At 65.8% G+C, this 22710-nt stretch carries 18 protein-coding genes; 3 read left to right on the top strand and 15 right to left on the bottom strand.

Annotation, left to right across the window (positions count from 1 at the left end; translation table 11 throughout):
• Positions 1-19: 19 nt before the first annotated feature.
• From WS75_RS05695 to shiA, 3 genes are all read right to left on the bottom strand, one after another.
• Positions 20-790 (bottom strand): IclR family transcriptional regulator domain-containing protein, encoded by a 771-nt coding sequence (locus WS75_RS05695; protein ID WP_059679545.1) that lies wholly within the window; start codon positions 788-790, stop codon positions 20-22.
• 268 nt (positions 791-1058) lie between these two features.
• Positions 1059-2360 carry a UDP-N-acetylglucosamine 1-carboxyvinyltransferase gene (locus tag WS75_RS05690; protein ID WP_059599449.1) on the bottom strand — a complete coding sequence of 434 codons (1302 nt, stop codon included), beginning with the start codon at positions 2358-2360 and terminating at the stop codon, positions 1059-1061.
• Between the two features lie 210 nt (positions 2361-2570).
• A complete protein-coding gene (shiA, locus tag WS75_RS05685) occupies positions 2571-3878 on the bottom strand; it encodes a shikimate transporter (protein ID WP_059679544.1) in 1308 nt (435 codons plus the stop codon).
• Positions 3879-4235: 357 nt separating this feature from the next.
• Here shiA and WS75_RS05680 point away from each other — a divergent pair, with 357 nt between their 5' ends.
• Positions 4236-5363 (top strand): 4-hydroxyphenylpyruvate dioxygenase family protein, encoded by a 1128-nt coding sequence (locus tag WS75_RS05680; RefSeq protein WP_059679543.1) that lies wholly within the window; start codon positions 4236-4238, stop codon positions 5361-5363.
• 53 nt (positions 5364-5416) lie between these two features.
• Here the strand turns inward: WS75_RS05680 and WS75_RS05675 are convergent, their stop codons facing one another.
• The 5 genes from WS75_RS05675 to WS75_RS05655 form a co-directional block, all read right to left on the bottom strand.
• Positions 5417-6652, bottom strand: coding sequence for an NADH:flavin oxidoreductase (locus WS75_RS05675; protein ID WP_059679542.1), 1236 nt, complete (start codon positions 6650-6652; stop codon positions 5417-5419).
• Between the two features lie 104 nt (positions 6653-6756).
• A complete protein-coding gene (locus tag WS75_RS05670; protein ID WP_059679541.1) occupies positions 6757-8091 on the bottom strand; it encodes a type II toxin-antitoxin system HipA family toxin in 1335 nt (444 codons plus the stop codon).
• 2 nt (positions 8092-8093) lie between these two features.
• Complete coding sequence (locus tag WS75_RS05665; RefSeq protein WP_059679540.1) at positions 8094-8516, bottom strand: helix-turn-helix transcriptional regulator; 423 nt, start codon at positions 8514-8516, stop codon at positions 8094-8096.
• Between the two features lie 172 nt (positions 8517-8688).
• On the bottom strand, positions 8689-9813 hold the full coding sequence (ribBA, locus tag WS75_RS05660; protein WP_059679539.1) for a bifunctional 3,4-dihydroxy-2-butanone-4-phosphate synthase/GTP cyclohydrolase II: 1125 nt from the start codon (positions 9811-9813) through the stop codon (positions 8689-8691).
• Positions 9810-10748: an alpha/beta hydrolase gene (locus WS75_RS05655; RefSeq protein WP_059679538.1), complete on the bottom strand. Its 939-nt coding sequence runs from the start codon at positions 10746-10748 to the stop codon at positions 9810-9812. Before WS75_RS05655 ends, ribBA begins: the two co-directional genes overlap by 4 nt.
• Positions 10749-11029: 281 nt before the next feature.
• On the opposite strand from WS75_RS05655, the gene WS75_RS05650 reads away from it, so the two are divergent.
• Positions 11030-12220 (top strand): helix-turn-helix transcriptional regulator, encoded by a 1191-nt coding sequence (locus tag WS75_RS05650; RefSeq protein ID WP_059599475.1) that lies wholly within the window; start codon positions 11030-11032, stop codon positions 12218-12220.
• Between the two features lie 217 nt (positions 12221-12437).
• Here the strand turns inward: WS75_RS05650 and WS75_RS05645 are convergent, their stop codons facing one another.
• The 7 genes from WS75_RS05645 to WS75_RS31565 form a co-directional block, all read right to left on the bottom strand.
• On the bottom strand, positions 12438-13307 hold the full coding sequence (locus WS75_RS05645; protein ID WP_059679537.1) for a 4Fe-4S dicluster domain-containing protein: 870 nt from the start codon (positions 13305-13307) through the stop codon (positions 12438-12440).
• Positions 13308-13317: 10 nt separating this feature from the next.
• Positions 13318-16296, bottom strand: a complete 2979-nt coding sequence (locus tag WS75_RS05640; protein WP_059679536.1) for a molybdopterin-dependent oxidoreductase — start codon at positions 16294-16296, stop codon at positions 13318-13320.
• 39 nt (positions 16297-16335) lie between these two features.
• Positions 16336-17079, bottom strand: coding sequence for an OmpW/AlkL family protein (locus tag WS75_RS05635; RefSeq protein WP_059679535.1), 744 nt, complete (start codon positions 17077-17079; stop codon positions 16336-16338).
• Between the two features lie 115 nt (positions 17080-17194).
• The gene (locus WS75_RS05630) at positions 17195-19189 is read right to left on the bottom strand and encodes an acyl-CoA synthetase (protein ID WP_059679534.1); all 1995 of its coding nucleotides are present in this window, start codon (positions 19187-19189) and stop codon (positions 17195-17197) included.
• Positions 19186-20142 carry a fumarylacetoacetate hydrolase family protein gene (locus tag WS75_RS05625; RefSeq protein WP_059679533.1) on the bottom strand — a complete coding sequence of 319 codons (957 nt, stop codon included), beginning with the start codon at positions 20140-20142 and terminating at the stop codon, positions 19186-19188. Before WS75_RS05625 ends, WS75_RS05630 begins: the two co-directional genes overlap by 4 nt.
• Before the next feature lie 37 nt (positions 20143-20179).
• Positions 20180-21250 carry a VOC family protein gene (locus WS75_RS05620; RefSeq protein WP_059679532.1) on the bottom strand — a complete coding sequence of 357 codons (1071 nt, stop codon included), beginning with the start codon at positions 21248-21250 and terminating at the stop codon, positions 20180-20182.
• Between the two features lie 12 nt (positions 21251-21262).
• Positions 21263-21673, bottom strand: coding sequence for a hypothetical protein (locus tag WS75_RS31565; protein WP_257129328.1), 411 nt, complete (start codon positions 21671-21673; stop codon positions 21263-21265).
• Positions 21674-21809: 136 nt separating this feature from the next.
• Between WS75_RS31565 and WS75_RS05610 the strand changes: the two genes are divergently transcribed.
• Positions 21810-22559: a TetR/AcrR family transcriptional regulator gene (locus tag WS75_RS05610; RefSeq protein ID WP_059679530.1), complete on the top strand. Its 750-nt coding sequence runs from the start codon at positions 21810-21812 to the stop codon at positions 22557-22559.
• Positions 22560-22710 lie beyond the last annotated feature (151 nt).

Raw genomic sequence — 22710 nt, 5'->3', positions numbered from 1 at the left:
CGCCCGCTTGCATGAATCCCTAAAGCACGTTCAGCATCGCGAGCGCGGCTTCCTGCAGATGCGGCAGCACGCGCCGCACGGCCGCGTCGGTCGACTCCGCACCGATCGGCATGTTCGTGCTCAGCGCGGCGACGACATCGCCGTGTCGGTTCTTCAGCGGCACCGCGATGCCGCGCACGCCGACCTGCAGTTGCTGTTCGATGACTGCGAAGCCCGCGTCGCGCGCGTGATCGACCTGTTCGAGCAGGCGTGCCTTGTTGGTGATCGTGTGTGGCGTAAACGGTGCGAGTTGGGTGTCGTCGAGCCACGAGCGGACGGCCTCGCGATCCGGATGATGCGCGAGCAGCACGACGCCCGGCGACGTCAGCGGGGCGGGCACGCGCGCGCCGAGCACGAAGCCGGTCGTCATCACGCGCGACACGCCGTTGCGGGCGATGAACACGAGTTCCCAGCCATCGAGCACGCTCACGTACGCCGATTCGTTCAGCGACGCGCTCAGTTGCTGCAGATACGGCTGGACCGTGCGCGGCAGGCGCGCCGAGTCGAAGTACGACCAGCCGACCCGCAGCACGCGCGGCGTGAGGCCGTACAGCTTGCCGTCGGTGTACACGTAGCCGAGCGATTCGAGCGTCAGCAGGTAGCGGCGCGCGGCCGTGCGCGTGAGACCGGTGCGGGCGGCCGCCTGGGTGGGCGTCATGCGTGCATGCTGGCTGTCGAATGCTTCGAGGATCATCAGGCCCTTTTCGAGGCCGGCAATCCAGTCGCGTCGGTCGAGATCGGGCTTTTTCATCGTCGGTGGCGCACGGGTAGGCGCGCGGTGTTCGCGCGGGAATGGGCGATTATCGCGCAGATCCAAAATCGTGCGAGAGCAATGGACGGTCGTACGACGGGTGACGAGGAGGGGGAATGTACCGGGCGCCTAGAGTACGGTCGGTTAGAGCTGGGGGCGGCGACCCTGATTGGTCAGGGTCGACCGGCGGATTGTCCGGGCATCCGATGAATGCGGGGTAGACAGGATACGCGGCGCGGACATCGTCCACGCCGCGTCCGGATCGACGTTACTCGCTGCTCGTCCACTCGACGTTCGCACCGACCGAACGCAGATTTTCGACGAAATGCGGGTGCGCGCGGCGGATCGGCAGCGCGTTCATGATTTCCGAGCGGCCTTCGATGCTCGCGGCCACCATCAGCAGCGCGATCGCGACGCGGATGATGTACGGGCTCTCGACGCGCGCTGGCGTCAGCTGCAGCCCGCCGAACGTGATCAGCCGGTGCGGGTCGGACAGCAGCACGTGCGCGCCGAACTTCGACAGTTCGCCGGACCAGCCGAGCGCGCCGTCGTAGACCTTGTTCCAGAACATCGCGCTGCCTTCCGCGCGCACGCCGAGCGCGATGAAGATCGGCAGCAGGTCGACCGGCAGGTACGGCCAGGGCGCGGCTTCGACCTTGGTCAGGATGTTCTGCGTGAACGGCCGCCGCACGCGCAGCGGGCCGTCGCGTTCCGCGCGAGACCAGCCGTCGCGGTGCGTGACGTGCACGCCGAATTTCGCGAACGTGCGGTCGATCAGCGGGAAATGCTCCGGCGACGAGTTGCGCACGGTGATGTCGCCGCCCGTGATCGCACCCAGCGCGAGGAACGTCGCGATTTCGTGGAAATCCTCGGCGAAGCGGAATTCGCCGCCGCCGAGCTTGCCGCCGCCCGTCACGCACAGGCGCGACGTGCCGATGCCTTCGATCGCGACGCCGATCATCGCGAGGAACTGGCAGAACTCCTGCACGTGCGGCTCGGAGGCCGCATTCATCAGCGTCGACGTTCCGCCCGCCGCCGTCGCGCACAGCGCGAAGTTTTCGGTGGTCGTGACCGATGCGTAGTCGAGCCAGTGATCGTTGGCCGTCAGCGGGCCGTCGGCACGGACGATCAGCGAATCGGGCGTGCGCTGGATGTGCGCGCCGAAGCGCTCGAACACTTCGACGTGCGGATCGATTTCGCGCACGCCGAGCGTGCAGCCCTTCACGTCGTTCTCGAGGCGTGCGACACCGAAGCGTGCGAGCAGCGGCGGAATCAGCATGATCGACGAGCGCATCGCCTCGGGCAGGCGGTGAACGGCCGGGTCGAACGTCGTGTTGCGATGGTGGAGATCGAGAATGCCTGTCGTGAAGTCGACCGACACGTCGCTGCCGAGCGTGCGGAAGATGTCGAGGATCTTGCGCACGTCGGTGATGTCGGGCACGCCGACGAGGCGCAGCGGCTGATCGCTCAACAGGGTGGCGCACAGAATCGGCAGGACGGCGTTCTTGTTCGCGGACGGCTTGATGTCCCCGCGCAGCGGAGTGCCGCCGTGGACGATGAGATTCGACATGATATGGGGGCGTATCTGTGACTAACGTAGGCCCATATGATGCCATTGGTCGGCGGGTGGCGTGGAATGTTCAGAGGGGAAAAGGGGCTTCTGTCCGCGGGATTGACCGTGTTTGACGTTGCGCGGGGCGCGATTCCCTTGCCCGGTCGGAGATGGCGGTCGATGCGGAAATGGCCGGCGCGTATCGCGGCCGGCCATTCGGTCATTGCCTCACTGCGCTGCCCGCATCCGCGCGGCGACCACCAGCGAGATCAGGCAGCCCACCGCCAGATAGCCGGCGACGAGGTGCCACGAACCGCCGGCCACGCTGACCAGCGCCACCGCGATGAACGGCGTGAACCCGCCGCCGACGACGCTCGCGAACTGATAGCCGACGCCCGCGCCGCTGTAGCGGTATTCCGCACCGAACAGCTCGGTGAAGAGCGGCTGCTGGACGCTCACGACCATGTCGTGCGCGGCATTCGCCAGCAGGATCGAGAAGACCACGATCCACGCGATCGAGCGCGATTCCAGCGCGACGAAGAACGGCACCGCCGACGCGAGACCGATCACCGCGCCGATCAGGTAGATGCGGCGCAGGCCGAAGCGGTCGGCGAGCCACGCGAAGCACGGGATCGTCACGCAGCTCACCGCACCGACCAGCAGGCCGATGTTCAGGAACAGGTCGCGTGACATGCCGAGGTTCGACGTGGAATAGCTGAGCGCGAACGCGGTGACGATATACATCGTGAACAGCTCGGCGAGCCGCAGCGCGACGATCAGCAGGAACGCCTTCGGATGGCGCGTCAGTGCCTCCAGCACCGGCAGGCGGAGCTTGCGGTTGCCGTGCTCGACCTTCTCGACGAACTCCTGCGACTCGTCCATGCTCTTGCGGACCCACAGCCCGATCAGCACCAGCACGATGCTGAACACGAACGGCAGACGCCAGCCCCACGACTTGAAGGCGGCCTCGCCGAGCGTATGGCTCAGGATCGACACGATCCCCGTCGCCAGCACGAGGCCGACGCCGTAGCCGACCTGCACGCCGCTGCTGTAGAACGCCTTCTTCTGCTTCGGCGCGCTCTCGACGGCCATCAGCGCCGCGCCGCCCCATTCGCCGCCGACCGCGAAGCCCTGGATCGCACGCATCAGCACCAGCAACACGGGCGCCCACCAGCCGATCGTCGCGAAGCTCGGCAGCAGGCCGATCGCGACGGTCGACAGCCCCATCAGCATGACGGTCAGCACGAGCATCCGCTTGCGGCCGAGCCGGTCGCCGTAATGGCCGAACACGACACCGCCGAGCGGGCGGAACAGGAAGCCGACGCCGAAGGTCGCGAAAGCCGCGAGCGTGCCCATGGTCGGGCTGACCTTCGGGAAGAATTCGGAATTGAAGACGAGTGCGGCGACGATCCCGTACAGCAGGAAGTCGTACCAGTCGACGACGGCGCCGACAAAGCTGCCGATCGCGGCCTTGCGGGCCTGGCTGCGCGCGCGGGCGCCGGCGGCGGCGTCGAGGGTGTCGAAGGTTGGGGTCATGGCGATGTCTCCTGGCACGGCGCATCGTGGAATCGTGGCGGCGCCGCGTCCGATGCTGCATTGAAGTCGATGGGTGAACGGAGAATAGGGCGCGCGCCGCACGGCGGCAATTAGCCGATCGGTCAAAGTGCGCGATTATCGTTCAGTTGTGTGCGATTATCGAACGATTTTCGGGTTTGCACTAGGCGCGACACCAATATCCCGTTCAGCCAGGGTGTGCCGCCGTGAACGATCTGGTTAAAATCTGGACCATCGAAACCTCGCCCGAATCGGGCGGTTGTCCGGCCGTCACATCGGCCGGGCGTGCCGCGCGCGCCGGGCGTCATCCCCATCGACCGCATGCCCCCGGAGACTGGAATGCCCGGCAATTCCCACCCCCTGTCCAGCGATACGCCGCCCGTTGCCGATCCGGCCGCCAATCCGCTCGGGATGGCCGGACTCGAATTCGTCGAATTCGCGGCACCGGTGCCGGACACGCTCGCGCAACGCTTCGAGCAGCTCGGGTTCAAGGCGATCGCGCGCCATGTGAGCAAGAACGTCACGCTGTACCGGCAAGGACAGATGCAGTTCCTGGTCAACGCCGAGCCCGATTCGTTCGCTGCGCGCTATGCAGAGGAATACGGGATGGGCGTCTGCGCGATCGGGCTGCGCGTGGCCAGCGCGCGCCGCGCGTTCGAGCGCGCGATCGAGCTCGGCGCGTGGGCGTTCGAGGGCGAGCGGATCGGGGTCGGCGAGCTGAAGATTCCCGCGATCCAGGGGATCGGCGATTCGCACCTCTATTTCGTCGACCGCTGGCGCGGGCGGGACGGCCAGCGCGGCGGTGTTGGCGACATCTCGATCTTCGACATCGATTTCCGGCCGATCGACATCGCGACCGCGCATACCGATGTCGACTGCGTCGGCACGGGCCTGCAGCAGGTCGACCACTTCACGCAGACGGTCGGCGCGGGGCGCATGCGCGAGTGGCTCGACTTTTATCACGACCTGCTGCACTTCCGCGAAATCCACGAAATCGACGCCCACTGGCATGTGTCGGAAGAATCGCGCGTGATGGTGTCGCCGTGCGGCGCGGTGCGGATTCCGGTCTACGAGGAAGGCACGCGGCGCACCGAACTGATGCACGCGTATCTGCCCGACCACCCGGGCGAAGGTGTCCAGCACGTTGCGCTGTCGACCGACGACATCCTGGCGAGCGTCGATGCGCTGCGTGCGAACGGCGTCGAATTCATCGAGCCGCCGGCGCGCTATTACGACGAAGTCGATGCGCGGCTGCCGGGGCACGGCGTCGATCTCGACGCGCTGCGCCGCCGCGCCGTGCTGGTCGACGGCGAGATCGGCAGCGATGGCGTGCCGCGCCTGTTCTTCCAGACCTTCGTCAAGCGCCGGCCGGGCGAGATCTTCTTCGAGATCGTGCAGCGGCAGGGGCACCACGGATTCGGGGAAGGGAACCTCGCGGCGCTGGGGCGGGCCCGCGACGCCGGCTGAGCGGCAGGCGCACGATCGTGACCGCGGAATCAGCCGCTGCGTAACCTCAAGCCTCAAGCCCCCACGGCCGGCACGCGGTTCGGCTCCGGGTCGTTCGGCGGCTTGAGCACGCACGCGGTGCCGCCCGGCGTGTACATCGACACGACGCAGCGGTTGCATGACGTGCAGCCCGACTGCGCGAGCCGGCCGTCGTGCAGCGCGTTCACGAAGTCCGGCTCGAACACGAGCGCGCGGGCCAGCGCCACCGCGTCGAATCCTTCGCGCATCGCCAGCGCGACGTTCTCGCGGGAACGCACGCCGCCGAGATACGCGAGCGGCATCCGGACGGCCCCTCGCACCTGCTTCGAATGCTCGAGGAAATACATCTCCCGAAATGCGCCCATCCTCGGCTCGGTGAGCTTCTGCAGCGTCATCGCGGCACGCACGATCGCGTTGTCGGCGTTCGCGCGCGCGTCGCCCGGCAGCGGGCTGCCGAACAGCTGCCACACCGACTCGACGTTCATCCCGCCGCTCAGCACCAGCAGGTGCGCACCCTCGGCCTCAAGCCGCCGCGCGATCTCGCACGCGTCGTCGGCGGTTCCGCCGCCGCGCACGCCTTCGGTCACGCCGATCTTGCAAACCACGGCGAGATCGCGGCCGACCGCGTCGAGGACGCGGCCCAGCACCTCGACGGGAAACGCCGCGCGGCGCGCCGCATCGCCGCCGTACGCGTCACGACGACGGTTGTACAGCGGCGACAGGAACTGGCTCAGCAGATAACCGTGTCCCATGTGGATCTCGACTGCATCGAAGCCCGCGTCGCGCGCATGTCGCGCCGCCCGTGCGAATTCGTCGGCGATCGCGGTCATCTGGTCGCGCGTCATCGCCTGCTTCAGGAAACGGCCACTCATCACGCCGACCTTGTTGAAGCCGCCCGATGCGCTCAACGGTCGTTTCGTCGACAGCGACGGCAGGAACGTGAAGCAGCCGCCATGCGTGATCTGCGCGGACGCCGCCGCGCCTTGACGATGGACCGCGTCGGTCAGCGCACGGAATTGCCGGACCGTCGGCGCATCGAGCCGCGCCTGGTCGACGAACGTGCGGCCGTCGTCGCTGACCGCACAGTACGCGACGGTCGTCAGCGCGGCGCCGCCTGCGGCGATACGCTCATGAAACCCGACGAGCGCGCGCGACGGCACGCCGTTCGGCGTCATCCCTTCGTTGGTCGCGGATTTGATCAGGCGGTTGCGCAGCGTCAGCGGTCCGATCTGCAGCGGGCTGAATGCGGTATCGAGCGTGGCGGGTTCCATGTCGGGCGGGCGTCGGGAATGGGCACGGCGACCATTGTGCTGAGTCGGTGCGGGGCGGCATCGTCCACGTGGATGACCCGCCGCCCGGGCCGCGCCCACACCGCCTACTCGGCAGTACCCAGCTTGCGCGCCTGACGACGCATCCCGTCGAAGATCGCATCGGCCACGTCCGCCGGGAAATCCGCCGGAATCCCCGACGCGACGGCGGCGATCACCGGTTCGGTGCGCGCGGCCACATCGGCCATGGCCGCGCGCACGTCGTGTTCGGTCAGACCGACGCGCGCGCCTTGCGCGATCCAGTGACGCGGCTGGATGTCGCCGATCACGTAATGGCGGTTCTTCCCGCAGACGGCCATCGCGAGCCGTGCGCGGCGCGGCGGCAGCTGGTTGCGTCGCGTGCCGATGATCGGGTGCGCGGACAGCACGTCGTACAGCGGCGTGCTGCGATACGTATTGCCCGGCAGGTGCGCGATGCTGAAATTCTTCGCGTGGCCGTCGATGGCCGCGAGCACCCAGAACACGAGCTGCGTGACGAAGAAATTCCGCCGGTCCTGCGCGGCATCGGCGGAATTCGCGAGGATGCCCATGATCGTCGAGATGCCCGGGCCGCCGTCGGATTCGTATTTGGCGCCCGACGGCGTGCCGGTCGCCTGGCACATGTCCTCCTGCGGCAGCCGCAGGATCCACGTGCCGTCACGGGACGGGTGACGGTCGAAGCGCTCGACGATCAGCGCCTTCTGGTCGTCGAACCGGCCGATATCGCACGCGGCGACGGGCAGGCCGTATGCGGCGACGATCTTCGAGCACAGCCATTCGTTCTCGACCGATGTGCGCATGTCGGCCTGCATGTTTCCGACACGCCCCAGCGGCAGCTTGAAGATATGCGTGGTCGGTGTGCTGCCCGCCGGCAGCAGCCAGCGCTTGCCGTCGCGCAGCAGCGCGGTCTTTTCCTGCGCGCCGGCGATCGACAGGCGCAGCTCGCCGTCCGGCTCCGCGTGGCCGGGCAGCGGCGCGGCGGTTGCGTGGCGCAGCACGTCGGCCACGGCCGCGTCGTCGAGCACGGTGCCGTCGATCGATTCGAGGTCGATCGGGGTTTCGTCCGGCGGCAGCAACTGCAGCGCCCCGACGCAATCGCGGCCGATCGACGCGAGCAGTTCGAACGGAGCCGTCGACCCGAGCCGGTAGCGCTGCGCGATGCGGCGGCGGATCGGCTGGCTGTCCGGCAGCAGGTTGTCGAAATAATCGGCGACGATCGCGCCCTGGTGCGGCTGGTTGCCCGGCGTGAACGGCAGCGACAGCGACAGCGGACGCCCTTGCGGATCGTCGATCCATGCCGGCAGGTAGATGAGGCGCTCGACGCCGCGCCGGACTTCCCAGTGTCCGACCGGGATGCCGTTCATCCACAGGTCGAGGCGGTCGTGGCGGGGACGGCGGGCCATCGTCACCAGTCCTCCCGCGTGGGGTTCCGAGACTTGCCGGGTGTCGCCGCGGCAGACCGTTTCCGCGCGGTGGCGGATGGCGCCTTCGCGGCGGCCGGCGGGCGAGCCGGCACATCCGACGAACCGGGCGCGCCGGGCGAGCGGCCGCGTGCGGCCGGTGCGCGCTTGAGCGCTGGCGTGGTGTCGTCGGGCACCGTTGTGTCGTCCGGGGTACCCGGCACGAGCGTCAGGCGAACGCCGAGCACGTTCAGCACCTTGAAAAGCCGTTCGATGCTGACCGCGGACGGATTGGCTTCGAGCTGCGCGTACGACTGTTGGGTCACGCCGAGACGGGCGGCGAGCTGCGCCTGCGTGAGCCCCGCCGACTTCCGGAAGCCGACGAGGATCGGGCGCAACTGACTCAAGGTCTGGACCGGGAATGGCATGGGCTCTCCGCGAAATGACAGGCGATCGCTTGTAATCGAAAAATACAGTCTATGGTATGTATCGGCAAAATACAAACCCGAGACTGTAATTCACAAAAACAAACGATAGCCTGTCAGGCGGAGGCCCGTGGGCCGGTGAAAGGGCGGGCGGCGCGCGCTCGTCAGCCCGGCATCACGCCGCCCGCAGCGGGCTCGCGTGGGCGGCGCGCGCGCTTTCCGGATCGTCGTCGCCGAGCGGGATGAACGCCATGATTTCCAGATCGTGCCCCGACAGCGCCGGCAGCCGGAACGGGCTCGACAGCACGTTCAGCCGTCGCACGCCGAGGTCACGCAGGATCTGCGATCCGATCCCCGTCACGCGGCCGTCGCGGCGTGCGTGGCCGGCGGGCGTTCGCATCGCGTCGCCGCGCATGTCGCAGTCGAGCAGCACCGCGACGCCGCAGCCGGCCGCATCGATCCGCTGCAGCGCCGCGTGCAGCGGCCACGAATGCGCGGACGGTTCCGCGTCGAGCAGGTCGAGCAGCGAATGGCATTCGTGCACGCGCGTCAGCACGGGCGTCGACGGATCGGGCTCGCCTCGCACCAGCGCGAGATGCGGCGCGCCGTGCACGGTGTCGCGATACTCGATCGCGCGGAACCGGCCCCACGGCGTATGCAGCGGCCGTTCGCCGACACGTTCGACGAGCGACTCGTGCTCGCGGCGGTAATGAATCAGGTCCGCGATCGTGCCGATCTTCAGCCCGTGATGCGCGGCGAACGTCTTCAGCTCCGGCAGCCGCGCCATCGTGCCGTCGTCGCTCATCACCTCGCAGATCACCGACGCGGGCGTGAGCCCGGCAAGCGCCGCGAGATCGCAGCCGGCCTCGGTGTGCCCGGCTCGCACCAGCACGCCGCCTGGGCGCGCGGCGATCGGAAACACGTGGCCGGGCTGCACGAGATCGTCGGGGCGCGCGCCCGCGCGGACCGCCGCGCGGATCGTCCGCGCCCGATCGGCCGCGGAAATGCCGGTCGTCACGCCTTCGGCCGCCTCGATGCTGACGGTGAACGCGGTGCCGAACGGCGTGCCGTTGTGATTGGCCATCGGCGGCAGGCGCAGTTGCTCGCAGCGCTCGGCGGTCAGCGTCAGGCAGATCAGCCCGCGCCCGAAGCGCGCCATGAAGTTGATCGCGTCGGGCGTCACGTGATCGGCCGCGATCACGAGGTCGCCTTCGTTTTCGCGATCCTCTTCGTCGACGAGCAGGACCATCCGTCCCGCCCGCAGTTCGTCGACGATTTCCGGCGTAGTGGCGAGCGTCATTGCGCCTCCGTCGCATCGAATGCGCGGCGCAGCGCGTCGGCGCCGAAGGTCAGCACGCGATCGGCCGCGTCGACCGCGCCGAGCATGCTCGCGAAGCCGTGCAGCTGGCCCGGCCAGCGCACGAGCGAGACCGGCGTGCCGGCCTGCGCGAGACGCAGGGCATACGCTTCGGCCTCGTCGCGCAACGGATCGAATTCCGCGCTCACGATCGTGGCCGGCGCCGCGCCCGACAGGTCCGCCACCGCGAGCGGGCTCGCGAGCGGCGATGCGCGGTCGGCGCCGTCGTCGAAATACTGGCGCTTGAACCAGCGCATGGCGTCCGCCGTCAGGAAATAGCCTTCACCGAGCGATTCGTACGACGGATGCTCGGTCGCGCAATCGACGACCGGATACAGCAGCAACTGGTGCGCGATCGCGATGCCCGAGCCGCGCAGCTGCAACGCGGCGACCGCGGCCAGGTTGCCGCCGGCGCTATCGCCGGCCACGGCGATCGCACCGGCGCGCGCGCCGAGATCGCGCGCACTGGCGGCGGCCCAGCGCACGGCATCGCATGCGTCCTGCGCGGCTGCCGGGAAGCGCGCTTCGGGCGCGAGCCGGTAATCGACCGACAGCACGAGCGTGCGCGCCCGTCTGGCAAGGCTGCGGCACACGTTTGCGTGCGAATCGATACCGCATGCGACGAAGCCGCCGCCGTGGAAAAACACGGTCAGCGGCAACGGCCCGTCGGCATCGGGCCGATACAGTCGTGCGGATAACTGACGACCCGGTGCGGGGATCTGCCAGTCCTCTTCGGCGGCAATCGCGTCGCCGGGCGCGAACGCGCCGCCTCCGGCGAGGCTCGCGCGGTACGCGGGCACGGTCAGTTGATCGAAATCGATCGCGGGCGCTTGGGCGAGCGCGGCGAGCAGCGCTTGCGCCTGAGGGTCGAGTGGCATTGGAACTCCTGTCTGAATCGGATGCGGTCTGAATCAGGTAAACCCGCGTCGCGGTTTTCCCTGAGCCCGCGCCGGACGCTTGTCGGCACGGCTTGACGGGCATTCCAGCGCAGCGGGCAGGGCGCCACATCATCCGATTGGACGATGGTTCGCGCGTCCGATTGGCCAAAGCTCACCATTCAGTGAATGTCCCGATGACGCCGGAATTAAGACGAGTCTTAATCATGGCGGCGCGGATGAATCGCACGGAATACAAGTTGCATGGAGGATGGAGCGTGCTGATGGAGACGAGATGGGCTCCGCAAGAGAGCCAGTCAACAAGTGAGGAGGCCGGCATCGGCGTCGCGGATTTCAGCGAGCTGATGGCGCGCATCTACCAGGGACCGTTGGAAACGCCGCCGTGGGCGGGGGCGCTCGAGCTGGTTCGCCGGTTGCTGCAGGCCAACTACGTGACGCTGATCCTGCGCGCCGCTGCGAGCGACCGCCGCGCGCCGCTGTCCGTGCATGCGTCGGAATACGGCCCGGTCGTGCCGGGTGACGGCGAGGCGTCGTACAACAACTACTACTATTCGCTCGACCCGTTCGTCGGCCTGCCGGCCGATCGCGTGGTCACGGTCGACGACGTGTTCGGCGATACGGGCTGGCTGTCGAGCGAGCTGTACAAGCAGTTCCTGAAGCCGGCGGACGTGCGCTACATCCTCGGCGCGGACCTGCGCACGCCGTCGGGCGTCGAGTGCCGGTTCCGCGTGTGCCGCAACCATGCGTCGAAGCAGTTCTCCGCGCGCGACAAGGCGATCTGCGCGCTGCTGCTGCCGCACCTGAAGCGCGCGGTCGAGCTCCATTCGCGGCTCGACACGGCCGAGGTTGAGCGGTCGATCTACGCGAACGCGATCAACCGGATGCAGATCGGCACGATCACGCTCGACGAGAACGGCACGATCATCGACATGAACAGCGTCGCCGACGAGATCCTGAAGCAGAACAATGGTCTGACGATTGCGCGCGGCACGATCGAGGCGACCGATGCGCAGGAGAACCGCACGCTCAAGCGGCTGATCCGCCACGCGGTGATGGGACATCACGGCACGGCTGCGGCGACCGTCGAGGCGATGCCGATCACGCGCAGTTTCGACAAGCCGCGTCTCGGGCTGCTGGTGCGCACCGTGCTGCTGTCCGACTGGTCGGAGGACAACAAGCGCCGGCCGGCCGTCACGCTGTTCCTGCGCGACCCCGACCGCAAGCCGCAGGGCGCGCAGGAAATCATCCGCAAGCTGTTCGACCTGACGCCGGCCGAGACGTCGCTCGCGCTGCTGCTGACCAACGGGCTGACGCTGGAGGAAGCCGCGGACGAATCGGGAATCAGCAAGAACACGGCGCGCACGCACCTGCGTGCGATCTTCTCGAAGACGGGCGTCACGCGCCAGGCGACGCTCGTGCGGATCCTGCTCGGGAGTGTCGTGCCGCTCGGGTAAGCGGCGGAGTCGATGCCGCCGCATCGGCGACGGATGCGTTCGCCCGGCGATACATCGGCAACGGCCGATGCGTTGCGCGCGGCGCGGCGATGGCGACATCATGCAAAAGAGGCTCGCACCGCGCGAGCCTCTTCTTCATTCCGTGCCGCCGATCACGAGTGCGGCGAGCAACGACGGCGCGCATCGGTCCGCACGTGCGAGCCGACAGCCTTTCGGATCATGCGCACTCGATCGCCACGGCGTTTGTCGATTGACTGAGCCTGATCTCGCCCAGGTAGGTACTGTCGCCCAATTCGCACTCGCGCCAGGCGTTGCCGAGGGCATGTCGGATCTTGACTCGGTAGCGGCCGCTTCCCCTGGCCAGGCCGTCGAACTGGAAATCGCCGAAGTCGTCCGAGACGGTTTCGGCTACCTGCTGATTATCGACATACAAGGCGACGGCCGCACCGGCGACACACTCGACCCCGTCCGCTGCCTGGGCACTGACACTTCCGCCGACGAAGCACGTTTCCCAGCGCTCCAGGCCGCTGTACCACACGCGGGGCTTCGTGCTCAGGTTGGGGCGCAATACCTTGAGTCCCTCGCGCCGGGCCTTCTCGGCCATCGCCGTGTCATCGAGCTTGACCGTCTCGAAGACATCGGTGGGGCACGACTGCTGGCAACGCGGACGCGACCATCCCTGGTCGAGCAAATGAGCATCGAAGATCCAGATCTGAGGCAGTTGCAGTTCTTCGTTCCAGACGATCGCCTTGTACGGGCATGCCTTCACGATGTCCTTTCGGCCTCGTGCCTTGTCCGGATCGATGATGACGATGCCGTCGGCGCGCTTGCGAATGGCGCTACCGCCCACACGCATGCAGGGCGCGTCGTCGCAGTGGTTGCACATGACCGGCAGATAAGTGGTCTCGATCATGTGCGACGCACCGTGTACACGACGCAGGATGCGGATGGGGCTCTCGGCGTTGGCCGAGGCGGGTGCCGCGTAACCGGGGAAGTCATTGCCGACGTGCTCGTCCCGCGCGGCGATCACACAGTTCTGGCAGTTCTCGCAACGGCCGACTTTGATAATCAGGTTCCATTTGCTCATGTGACATTCCTCACGCTGCGCGACCGAGCATGAATGCTTCGGCACCGCGCCATTTCTCGACCTGCACGAGGCAGGAATTCGGGCTCATGCTGCTGGTGCCGGAGGTCTGCGGGCGGTCGGGGGTAAGCATGTTCATGCAGCCGCCAATCTCGACTTGCTCACCATCGATCTCGATCAACTGAAATTCCGCGCTCGCCTCGTAGGACTTCACCACGCCAGCGTTCACCAGCGGCGAGACATCGGCCGCACAGATCACGGCGCCGCGGTCGTTGTGTACTTTGACGAGATCGCGATGGGCAATGTGTCGAGCGGCGGCGTCAGCCGGATTGAGCCTCAGGAGCCAGAACCGGTGCCCCGCGATCAGCGCGCGGTGATCGTCGATGCCGTTCACCGCAGAATTCTTGCCGTCACAGTGGGTATGAAAACTGTAGCGGCTGTGGGTGGCGATCAATTGCAGCGGGTAGCGCCGAGCCTGGTCCGAGCGCAATCCCTCCCACGAGGGGATATACCGGTTGAGCGGTGGCCGCTCCGGATTGTCCGCAGTGTGCCGCTTCAGCAACTCGGGCACGAACTCCAGCTTGCCGCTCGGCGTCTGCAGGCCGTTGCCGAATTTTTCCGAGAACTGTGACGGCAGCGGATGAGGTTCCGGCAGGTCCTTCATTCTGCCTTCCGCATACCAGCGCATGTCCACGGGATGGCGCAGCTCGGGCTTTTCTGGCGGCACGACGAAGTAGCCCTTGCGGCAAAATGCGCGCCACGAAATGTGATCGGGCAGATCCGACGAATCGAAGACGCGCTTGACCCAGTCGAGATCGCCGCAGCCTTCGGTGAAAACGCCCCCCAGGCCCAGCCGGGTCAGGATAGCGGTGAAAATGTCGTAGTCGGAGCGGGACTCGCCCAAGGGTTCGATGCATTTGTGCTGCAGCGTCAGCATGCGATGGTTGACCGTGCCATACCCATGGTGGGCGTAACCACCTGAATTCGCCCATTCCCCAATGTCCCAACGCTCCAGCGACGTGCACGCGGGCAGGATGATGTCGGCGAACTGGGCTTCGCCTTCCATCCAGATCGACTGATTCACGACGAACTCGATGCTCGAGTGCCGATACGCCTCCGTCCAGCGTCCGGAATTCGTCACGGTACTGAACGCGGATCCGCCGTAGCGGTAGATCATGTGGATCGGCGAATAGCCGGGCATCGGGTACGTGAACGGCGCAAACTGGGCCTCCTGGGACATGCCGTCCCAGAGATAGCCGGTGGCGTGGCCGTTGAGAATCGCATCGGGCATCTGCTGTCGAGGCACCATCTGCTTGACGGGATTCATGGTCAGGATGTGCGGCATGCGCTGGTAGTTGTCCACCGCATTGGCGGTCCACGCCAGGTCGCCGGAAATGCCGCCGTCCGCGTAACCGGGGAAGTAAAACTGCAGATCGTGCGGGACGCCGATTTCGAGGCAGCCGAAATTCACGCCCGGCTTGCCCCAGCCCTGCATGGACATCATCATGATCATGCAGCGCGCCCATTGCGCGCCGGTCGCCCCGCGGCCCGCGCCACCGAATCCCGCGCCGGTCATGCCGACAGCGAGGTGCACTTTCTTCTTTCCCCACAGGCGCGCGAGCGCACGGGCGTCCTTGGCCGGCACGCCGGTCTCGCTTTCCTGCCACTCGGGAGTCTTGGGGATACCGTCGGTTTCGCCCAGAAGGTAGGCTTTCCAATCGTCGAAACCGGTCGTGCGCGTCGCGACGTAATCCTTGTCGTACAGGCCCTCCACGGTCCAGACGTACATGATCGCAGTCGCCAGGGCGGCGTCGGTTTGCGGCCGGACCGGGATCCAGCGGCCGCCCAGCAGCTGTGCGGTCGGATTGCAGTGCGGGTCGATGTGAACGAACTCGATGCCGAGCTCCTTGGCCCATAGGCGGCGCGGCGTTCCCTCGAACCCTGCATAGGCCCCGTTGGTACTTTCGGGGTCGCAGGACCAGAAGACGATCATTTCGGCCTCCTTCAGACCATCCTCGAGGCCGCCGTAGCCGGAGGGCACGCCGACCCGCATCGAGTTGCCGAAATGATGCATGGCGCCCCAGTACCAGCCTTCCCAGCTGTCCGGATTCGCGGCGACGCGGGTGAAGCCGATCAGGTTGGCGAAGCGCGTCAGCGCGCTGAGGTAGTAGCCCACGTTGCCCCACTGGTGGTGAGACGACATCGGGAAAGTGATGGAACCGGGGCCGTGAACGCGCTTCTGCCGGTTGATCTCCTTGGCGACGATGTCGAGGGCTTCGTCCCAACTGATACGCACATAGCCGGACTTGCCGCGGTTCTGGGGATTGCGCTCGCCGTCCGGGTCGAAGTCGACCCGTTTCATCGGATGAAGGATGCGCTTGTCGGAGTACACCAGCGACTTGAGGGTCAACGCGTGCGGTGCGACCAATGCTCGCCGTGGCGGGCTGAAGCGGCGTCCACGTGCCTCGATCACCCAACTCGATGCATCCGTATCGTCCAGCTCGATGGGGGTCACGCGAACGATGCGGCCATCCTTGACGTAGACGAACAGGGGCCCGCCATTGGTGCAGGTGGTATAGCGTCGCGTGCCGTCGCGCATGGGCGTGCCCATCGGCAGACCGACGGTGCGCATCATGCTCAAGGTTTGCATGAGCCAGACCAGCAGTTCGTCGTCGCCCTCAGTGACCACCTTGAAGTTCTTCGCGGCGTGGACGATTTCGCCTTGGTCCGGGTTGGGGGAAAGGAACTTCAGGGCGGTGGCGACATCCTTGAACGCCATGCGCACGTCGGGCCGCGGATGCTTGCCGGCGCGCGACCGAATGCGGCCATTCCTGAACTCGATGGCGCGACCGATGCTGTGATCCATGAGCCCGATCCATGCGACGAGATTGCGCTCCTTGAGGCGATCACGATAGGCGGGAAAGCGGCGCGCCGTCAGGTCCAGAACCTTGGGCAACGCAAAGAGAATGGTCTTGAGAGCCTGTCGTTTCATCGTTCGATCCAAAGTGTTGCTTCCATGCGGGCGCGTCGGTTAGAACGTGTAAGCGACGTTCAAGAAAACGCTGACGGGATTGAGTCGGAGCGTCGATGTGGAAACGATCTGTGTCCCGGTCCCGGTCGCGGTCTGCCCGTATAACGTGAGGTGGGTCTTCACCGGCATGTAGTTGATGGAAGTACCGACAGACCAGTGTTTGGTCATCGCGTAACTCGCCCCCAGCTCGAACACAGGGTTCCACGATGCGCTGAGTGTCGCGTGCGCCGAGCCGCCCGGCCCAAAGCTGTCGGAGATGAATTGGCTGTTGGTTGCCCGAACCTGGGTGAACCACGTGTAGTTCACGCCAAGTCCCGCATAGGGACGGAATTTCGAAGCAGCGGAAAACAGGTGATATCGAAGCTCGATGGCAGGCGGCATCGGCCGTGTCGTGCCGAGGGTGCCATACTTCTGCAACGTCCCGTCACCGATCAGATTCACTTTCAGAGGCAGTCCAAGAAGCATCGCGACACCGATGTTGTCGGTGACGTAGTACTCGGTGGTGATTCCCATCGTATCGGTCGAGCTGGCGTGCGCGCCGGTACCGGCCATTTGCCGATTCACCGGTGCGCCGCCAACGCTTTGCACGGTCAGCGGCGTTGCGTTGCCCTGTGGCGATATGTGCAGCCATCCCACCGATGTGGTGATGCTTCCGGCCGTCTGTGCGTCCGCATTGTCGACAAGTGCAGCCGTGCAGATACAAACCGCCACGCCTGCGAAACGCGTCATTCGCGTCAAATTCATCCTGTGTCTCCTCTGTCTCGATCCTGTTAATTAATCACAACTGATTCGGATGCCTTATTTGTCATGACGAGCCGCTTTCCGGGTTTGTGTTATCGCGGCTAGTCGTGCGCCTCCGTCACCGCAGATCTGTCGCTGTCGATCCAGGCGACCGTACCGGCCTCGCGGCGATCGAAATCGAGAACGCAAACGGAAACCGGCCCAGCACCAGGCGTGCTGCGGTCCCGTGCGCTGGATCGCTCAGCTCGACCACGACCGACATTCCGCCGGAAGCGTTGGTTGCGACGTCGACTGATGCGCCGGGGGCTCCGCCCTGGTCCAATGCAGCACGTATCGCGTCACCTGTCTCGCGGCGTTTGAGTTCCGGTTTGAATATCTTGCCGACGCCCGTGAGCGGGATCGCTTCGACGATTCGGACGTGCTTGGGCAGGGCGGCGCGCTCGGTGATCTCCTGCTGCATGAACCTGTCCAGATCGTGCTCGGTGGCGGTCATACCCGGCTTGAGTTGAACATACGCGACCGGCAATTCACCGGCATATGCGTCGGGGCGCCCGATTGCCGCGGCGATCTGGACCGCCGGGTGCCGATGCAGCGGTTCCTCGATTGTCGCCGGGTCGATATTGTGTCCGCCGCGGATGATCAGATCCTTCTTGCGGCCGGTCAGCCAGAAGTAACCGTCGACGTCGCATCGGCCGAGGTCGCCGGTGTTGAGCCAGCGCTTGCCGTCGCCGAGATCGAGCCAGAGGGCCTTGTTCTGGTCGGCATGCGTGTAGCCGGTGAAAACGTTCGGCCCGGAGATGACCAGCAGCCCCTCTTCGTTAGCCGCGCAATCGCGCAGATACCGTCCGGCTTCGTCCACGACGACGGCTTTCATCGCCTGGAAGGGGATGCGAAGCCCGATCGACCCGAGCCTGCGCTCGCCGGTCGTCGGGTTGACGCTGCTCACGCACGTTCCTTCGGTCAGGCCGTAACCTTCGAGAATCCGGATGCCCGTCTTTTCCTGGAAGGCCTTGAAGACCCCGACCGGCATCGGCGCGGCACCGCACAGGCCGTATTCGAGCGAGTCGATAACATGATCGCCGACCGGAATGTCGAGCAGCGAAGCATAAAGTGTCGGGACGCCACTGAAGAAATTGATGCGATGATGTTCGACGATTTCCCAGAAACGTTTGACGACACCGTCACCTCGGTAGCCCTGCGGTGTGCCGAGCACGACATGGGCGCCGCGCGAGAACGGCAGGAGGCCGGTCACCATCGCGGCATTGACGTGAAAGAGCGGCAAGCCGCAAAAAGTCGTTTTGCCGGGGCCGATACTGTCGCCGAAGAATCGCCCGGCGCTCCACGCATTCGCCACTTCGTTGCCGTGACTGCGCATCGCGATTTTCGGCAACCCGGTGGTTCCACCGGTACAGAAGTAAGAGGACATGTCGTCGGGTTGAATGCGGCGTGCATTGTCGAGTGCCGTACCGGATTCCCGCGCAATTTCCGTACCGAAGTCGTGGATCTGGATGTGCGCAGGCACCGCGCCGCGCAAACCACCATCGCCGTGCAGCTTCATGCACGCGTCATGCTGGAGCGTTCGGGCTGCTGATTGCGCCGTGCCCCGCACGCGATCGGCCAGATTGACCAACACGAGATGCCGCAGCGACTCGACCCGGGGAAGGATCTCCACGACTTTTTGCCAGAGATCGGTCCCGGGAAATGGCGCGAGCGTCACAAGCACGCTGGCACCGGCCGCGTTGAGCAGATTGCTTATCGCTTCGCCTTCCAGCAGCGGATTGATCGCGCATACGATGCCGGTCGCCTGCCCGCCCCAGATCACGAAATGTGTTTCGGGAAGATTGGGCAGCACGTAAGCGATCACGGAATTCGAATTCACGCCGAGGCGCGCGAACAGGTTGGCCGTGCGCGCGATGTCACGGACCAGCTCGCGATAGGTCCAGCATTCGGCGTCGCGGTGCGCGTCGGCGGTCATGAAAAAGGAGAGGGCCGGGGCGGACGGATCGATGGCCGCACCGGCGCAGATCATCTCGTACGTGCTGGTCGGAAGATCCGGCGGAAGGCCCTGTGCTTCAATCGCAAGCACGTCGTCCTGGGTCGCGATGCCGTTCATGCCGCTTCGTCCACGATTTCGTTACGTTGCACGCCCAGATCGATCGTTCCGTCGCGGCTCGCGATCCGGGCTTCGACGATGTCGCCGGCCTTCAGATACTGCGCTCGCCCCGCCTGCACCTTCATGAACATCTTCCATTTGACGGATTCGGGAAAGAGCGCGACCGCTCGCTGCTTGAGCGGCGACGGGATGCTGAGTGCGCAGCCGGCCGGCGTGCCGGTCGCGAGCAGGTCGCCGGCGTGAAGGTCGTGCACGCCCGACAACTCGGTCAACGTTTCCGCCGGACCATAGACGAGGTTCGACGTCGAGTCCTGCTGACGCACCGCGCCGTTGACGGTCAACGTCAGGTCGAGCGATTTCAGCTTCGGGAAGTCACGCCGCTCGAGCAGGCACAGATAGGGGCCGACCGGGCCAAAGGTCCGGAAGCTCTTGCCCTTGTAGAACTGCATCTGCGGGATCTGGACATCGCGCGCGGAATAGTCGTTGACGATCACGGTGCCGGCGACATACTCGTGCAGGTTCGTGTCCGTGATCTGCCGATGAGACGTGATGTCGCGTTTGAGGATGAGGCCGAGCTCGATTTCGTAGTCGAGAAACCTGACGTGCCGCGGTTTCACGACCCGGGAGTCGGCAGCGACGATGCAACTCGTCGCCTTCGTGAAGATCATGTTGAACTTCTTCGCGTCCGGATCCATGCCCGATTCGATCATGTGCCGACGATAGTTCGCACCCTGGCAAACGAACTGCTGGTTGGCGGTCACCGGCGGCAGCCACTCCACGTCCGACTCAGGAATCGTCGATCCGTCGAGCGTGATGAGTCGTTCAACCGGATTCGCCGCGAGAAAGCTCGCGGTCGTTTCGAAGTCGCCGGGAATCGGCGTGACGGCGCCGTTGGCGACCACACCCCATTGGGCGCGGCCGTTATGCCGGAAGTGCAGGACATGCAGTGACATGAATGTGTCTCTCGTGAGTCAAACAGGCGGATGGGGATCAGGCGAACAACTTCGCCAGGGTCAGCAGCTTGCGGATCGTCAGATCGGGACTGCGGCGCAGGTTGCGAAGCAGCGCCGCGAGGCTCGACGGCGTGAACCGCGGTTTCGTGAAGCTGCGCGGCATCGTCGGGCCCCACTGCGCCATCGCTTCGCGGCTGACTGCGTGCGTGCCCGTCGGCTCGTCGGCCGTGAACAGGTCGCCGTCGCAATAGTGTTCGTGCTTGTCGCCCCATGGATCCTGCCAGTAGTCGAAGATCTGGCTGCCCAGGATGTGCCGGCCGATGCCCCACGCATGCGTCCACCCGTTGTCGCGGAGCATGCGCTGGCCCATGCCGACGGCGTCGGCGTCGACCAGTTCGTATGCGCTGTGGCTATACGTCGGCACGAACCCTTGAGCGAGCGCGAGCGTATGGTGATCCGCCGGCCTCTCGCCAAGATCGAGCCGCATGAATGCAACTGCGGGTGAGCCGTCCGGCAGCACCTGGACGTCGCTGGGGATGAACCCGAAATGTCGCGTGTACCACGCGCAGGTTTCCTGGAAGTCGGCCAGCTCGAGTACGACGTGCCCAAGACGAATGATCTCGGGCGCGTGTGCGGGTGGCCGCTGCGTCTCGTTGATCCGCACGGGCGCGTCGACCGAGTTGAATGGAAGCGGAGCACGATGCGGCAGCGTGTCGGCCGGTATCTGGCCCGCAATCGCGTCGACCCGAAAACCCGACGGATCGACGAGCCGCACCCGATGGCCGCCGCCTAGCCAATCCGATGCCTCGATCTCCGACGCGCCAGGGACTTTGGCGAGCGCCTCCAGATCAGCGCGACTGTCGACCCGCAATCCGAAGCCAACGAAGCGGGCCTTCGGCGCGTGGCGAACGACATAACAGAAGGGTGCGGTGCCAGTTCCACGCAGCAGCAATTGCGTGTCATCCCGCAGCACCGTTCGGAGACCGAAGTCGTTGAGAAAGTGCTCTGCCTCGTCGAGATCGGGGCGATCGAAGATCAAATAGGCGAGCGCCGATGCCTTCGTTGTGGGGTGAGGATGGCGAGCCGGTTGTGTGGTGGTCAGTTTCATGGCGGATGACAATCAGGCAGATCGAGTGGCGCTCGCGAGGGCACACGCCGTCGCACCGAGGGGCTTGCCGCGCAACGGCGGGCATGCGATCGAATCGGGGCACGACGTGACTGGCCGGCCCGTGAATATTGCGAAGCGGATCGTCGAGTTCGCATGGAGGCGGCCCGCCTCGGCGCAGGTGCCGGGCGTCCGCAGCGTTTCGTCGCCGAATGCGATCGCGCGTGGGGCGACGCGTATCTCGGCAGCCTCGTCGACGATCAAGACGTCGACTTCGTGACGGGCCCGCCGATTGGCCAGTGCGGTGCCGGCCGCCCCGAATCCGGCAATCCGTGTGCCGAGCGCCAAAGGCAGCGCACGCTCCGTCGATGAGCGCGAGTTGTTGTGAATGGACGCGCGGGCGCCCGTGTGCAGTTGTGTCTCCACCGTATCTCCATTCGTCGTTCGACCGGTTCTCGAGGGTTTGTCAGTCACCTTTTGTGACATTAAAGTCATAGATGATAGTTTTGTCAATATAGACATTTGAATCTATACTTGGGCACGAACAAGCATCGGAAACCTCATGACGAATACACCGAGTCGCCGGACACCCAAGCGCTCCGCTCCGGAAGCATCCAGTCCAGCGGTCGCCGAAGAGCGTGAGCCACGTGGCGCGCGCCGCAAGCGGGAGACCCGTGCACGCCTGTTGGACGCCGCGCTCAGACTGATGGCGGAGAAGGGCATGGAAGGCGTCGCCATCAACGAAATCACCGAGGCCGCCGACGTCGGCTTTGGCTCGTTCTACAACCACTTCGAATCGAAGGAGGCGATCTACGCCACGCTGGTGGAATCGGTGTTTGAGGAGTTCGCGGATTCGCTCGATCGCATGGCCAGCGGCTTGTCCGACCCGGCGGAAATCATCTCCGTCGCGGTGCGGCATACGCTGATGCGTGCCCGGCGCGAGCCGGTATGGGGACACTTCCTGATACGCGAGGGCTTTTCGGCGCGCGTCCTGACGCTTGGCCTGGGTCAACGCCTACTGCGGGACATCGAGCGCGGTATCGCCGAGAAGCGCTTCGTGGTTGCCGACCCGTTCATCGGCTTCCTTTCGGTGGGCGGTACGGTGCTGACCGCAATTGCCGCCGAACTCAACTTCGTCGCGCCGGGCGCGCCGGCGGCCGGTGTTCTCAAGGAACTCGGCTTCAACGGGGAGCATTTCCCGGAACGCACGGCGGCGACGCTCCTGCATATGCTGGGGCTCAAGCGTGCGGATGCCGAGAAGATCGCAAGCCGGCCGCTGCCGGTCGTGGAAGCGGCCGAAACGGCAGAGTGACCTACCGGGCGACGCAGGCGCCGGCGAGGCCACCCCGAGCGCTGGTGCGGTAGCTGTCAGCTGACTTGCTGCGCCGAGCCTGGCGTATGTCGTCCAGTCGGTGCATGCCGACCGCGTTCGACCAGGTGCGTCACCGGTTCAGATTGCCGAT

This window comes from Burkholderia sp. FL-7-2-10-S1-D7, assembly GCF_001524185.1.
GTDB lineage: Bacteria > Pseudomonadota > Gammaproteobacteria > Burkholderiales > Burkholderiaceae > Burkholderia > Burkholderia diffusa.
Note: the sequence above shows the minus strand (reverse complement) of the source record. Positions and strands in the feature narration are given on the sequence as shown.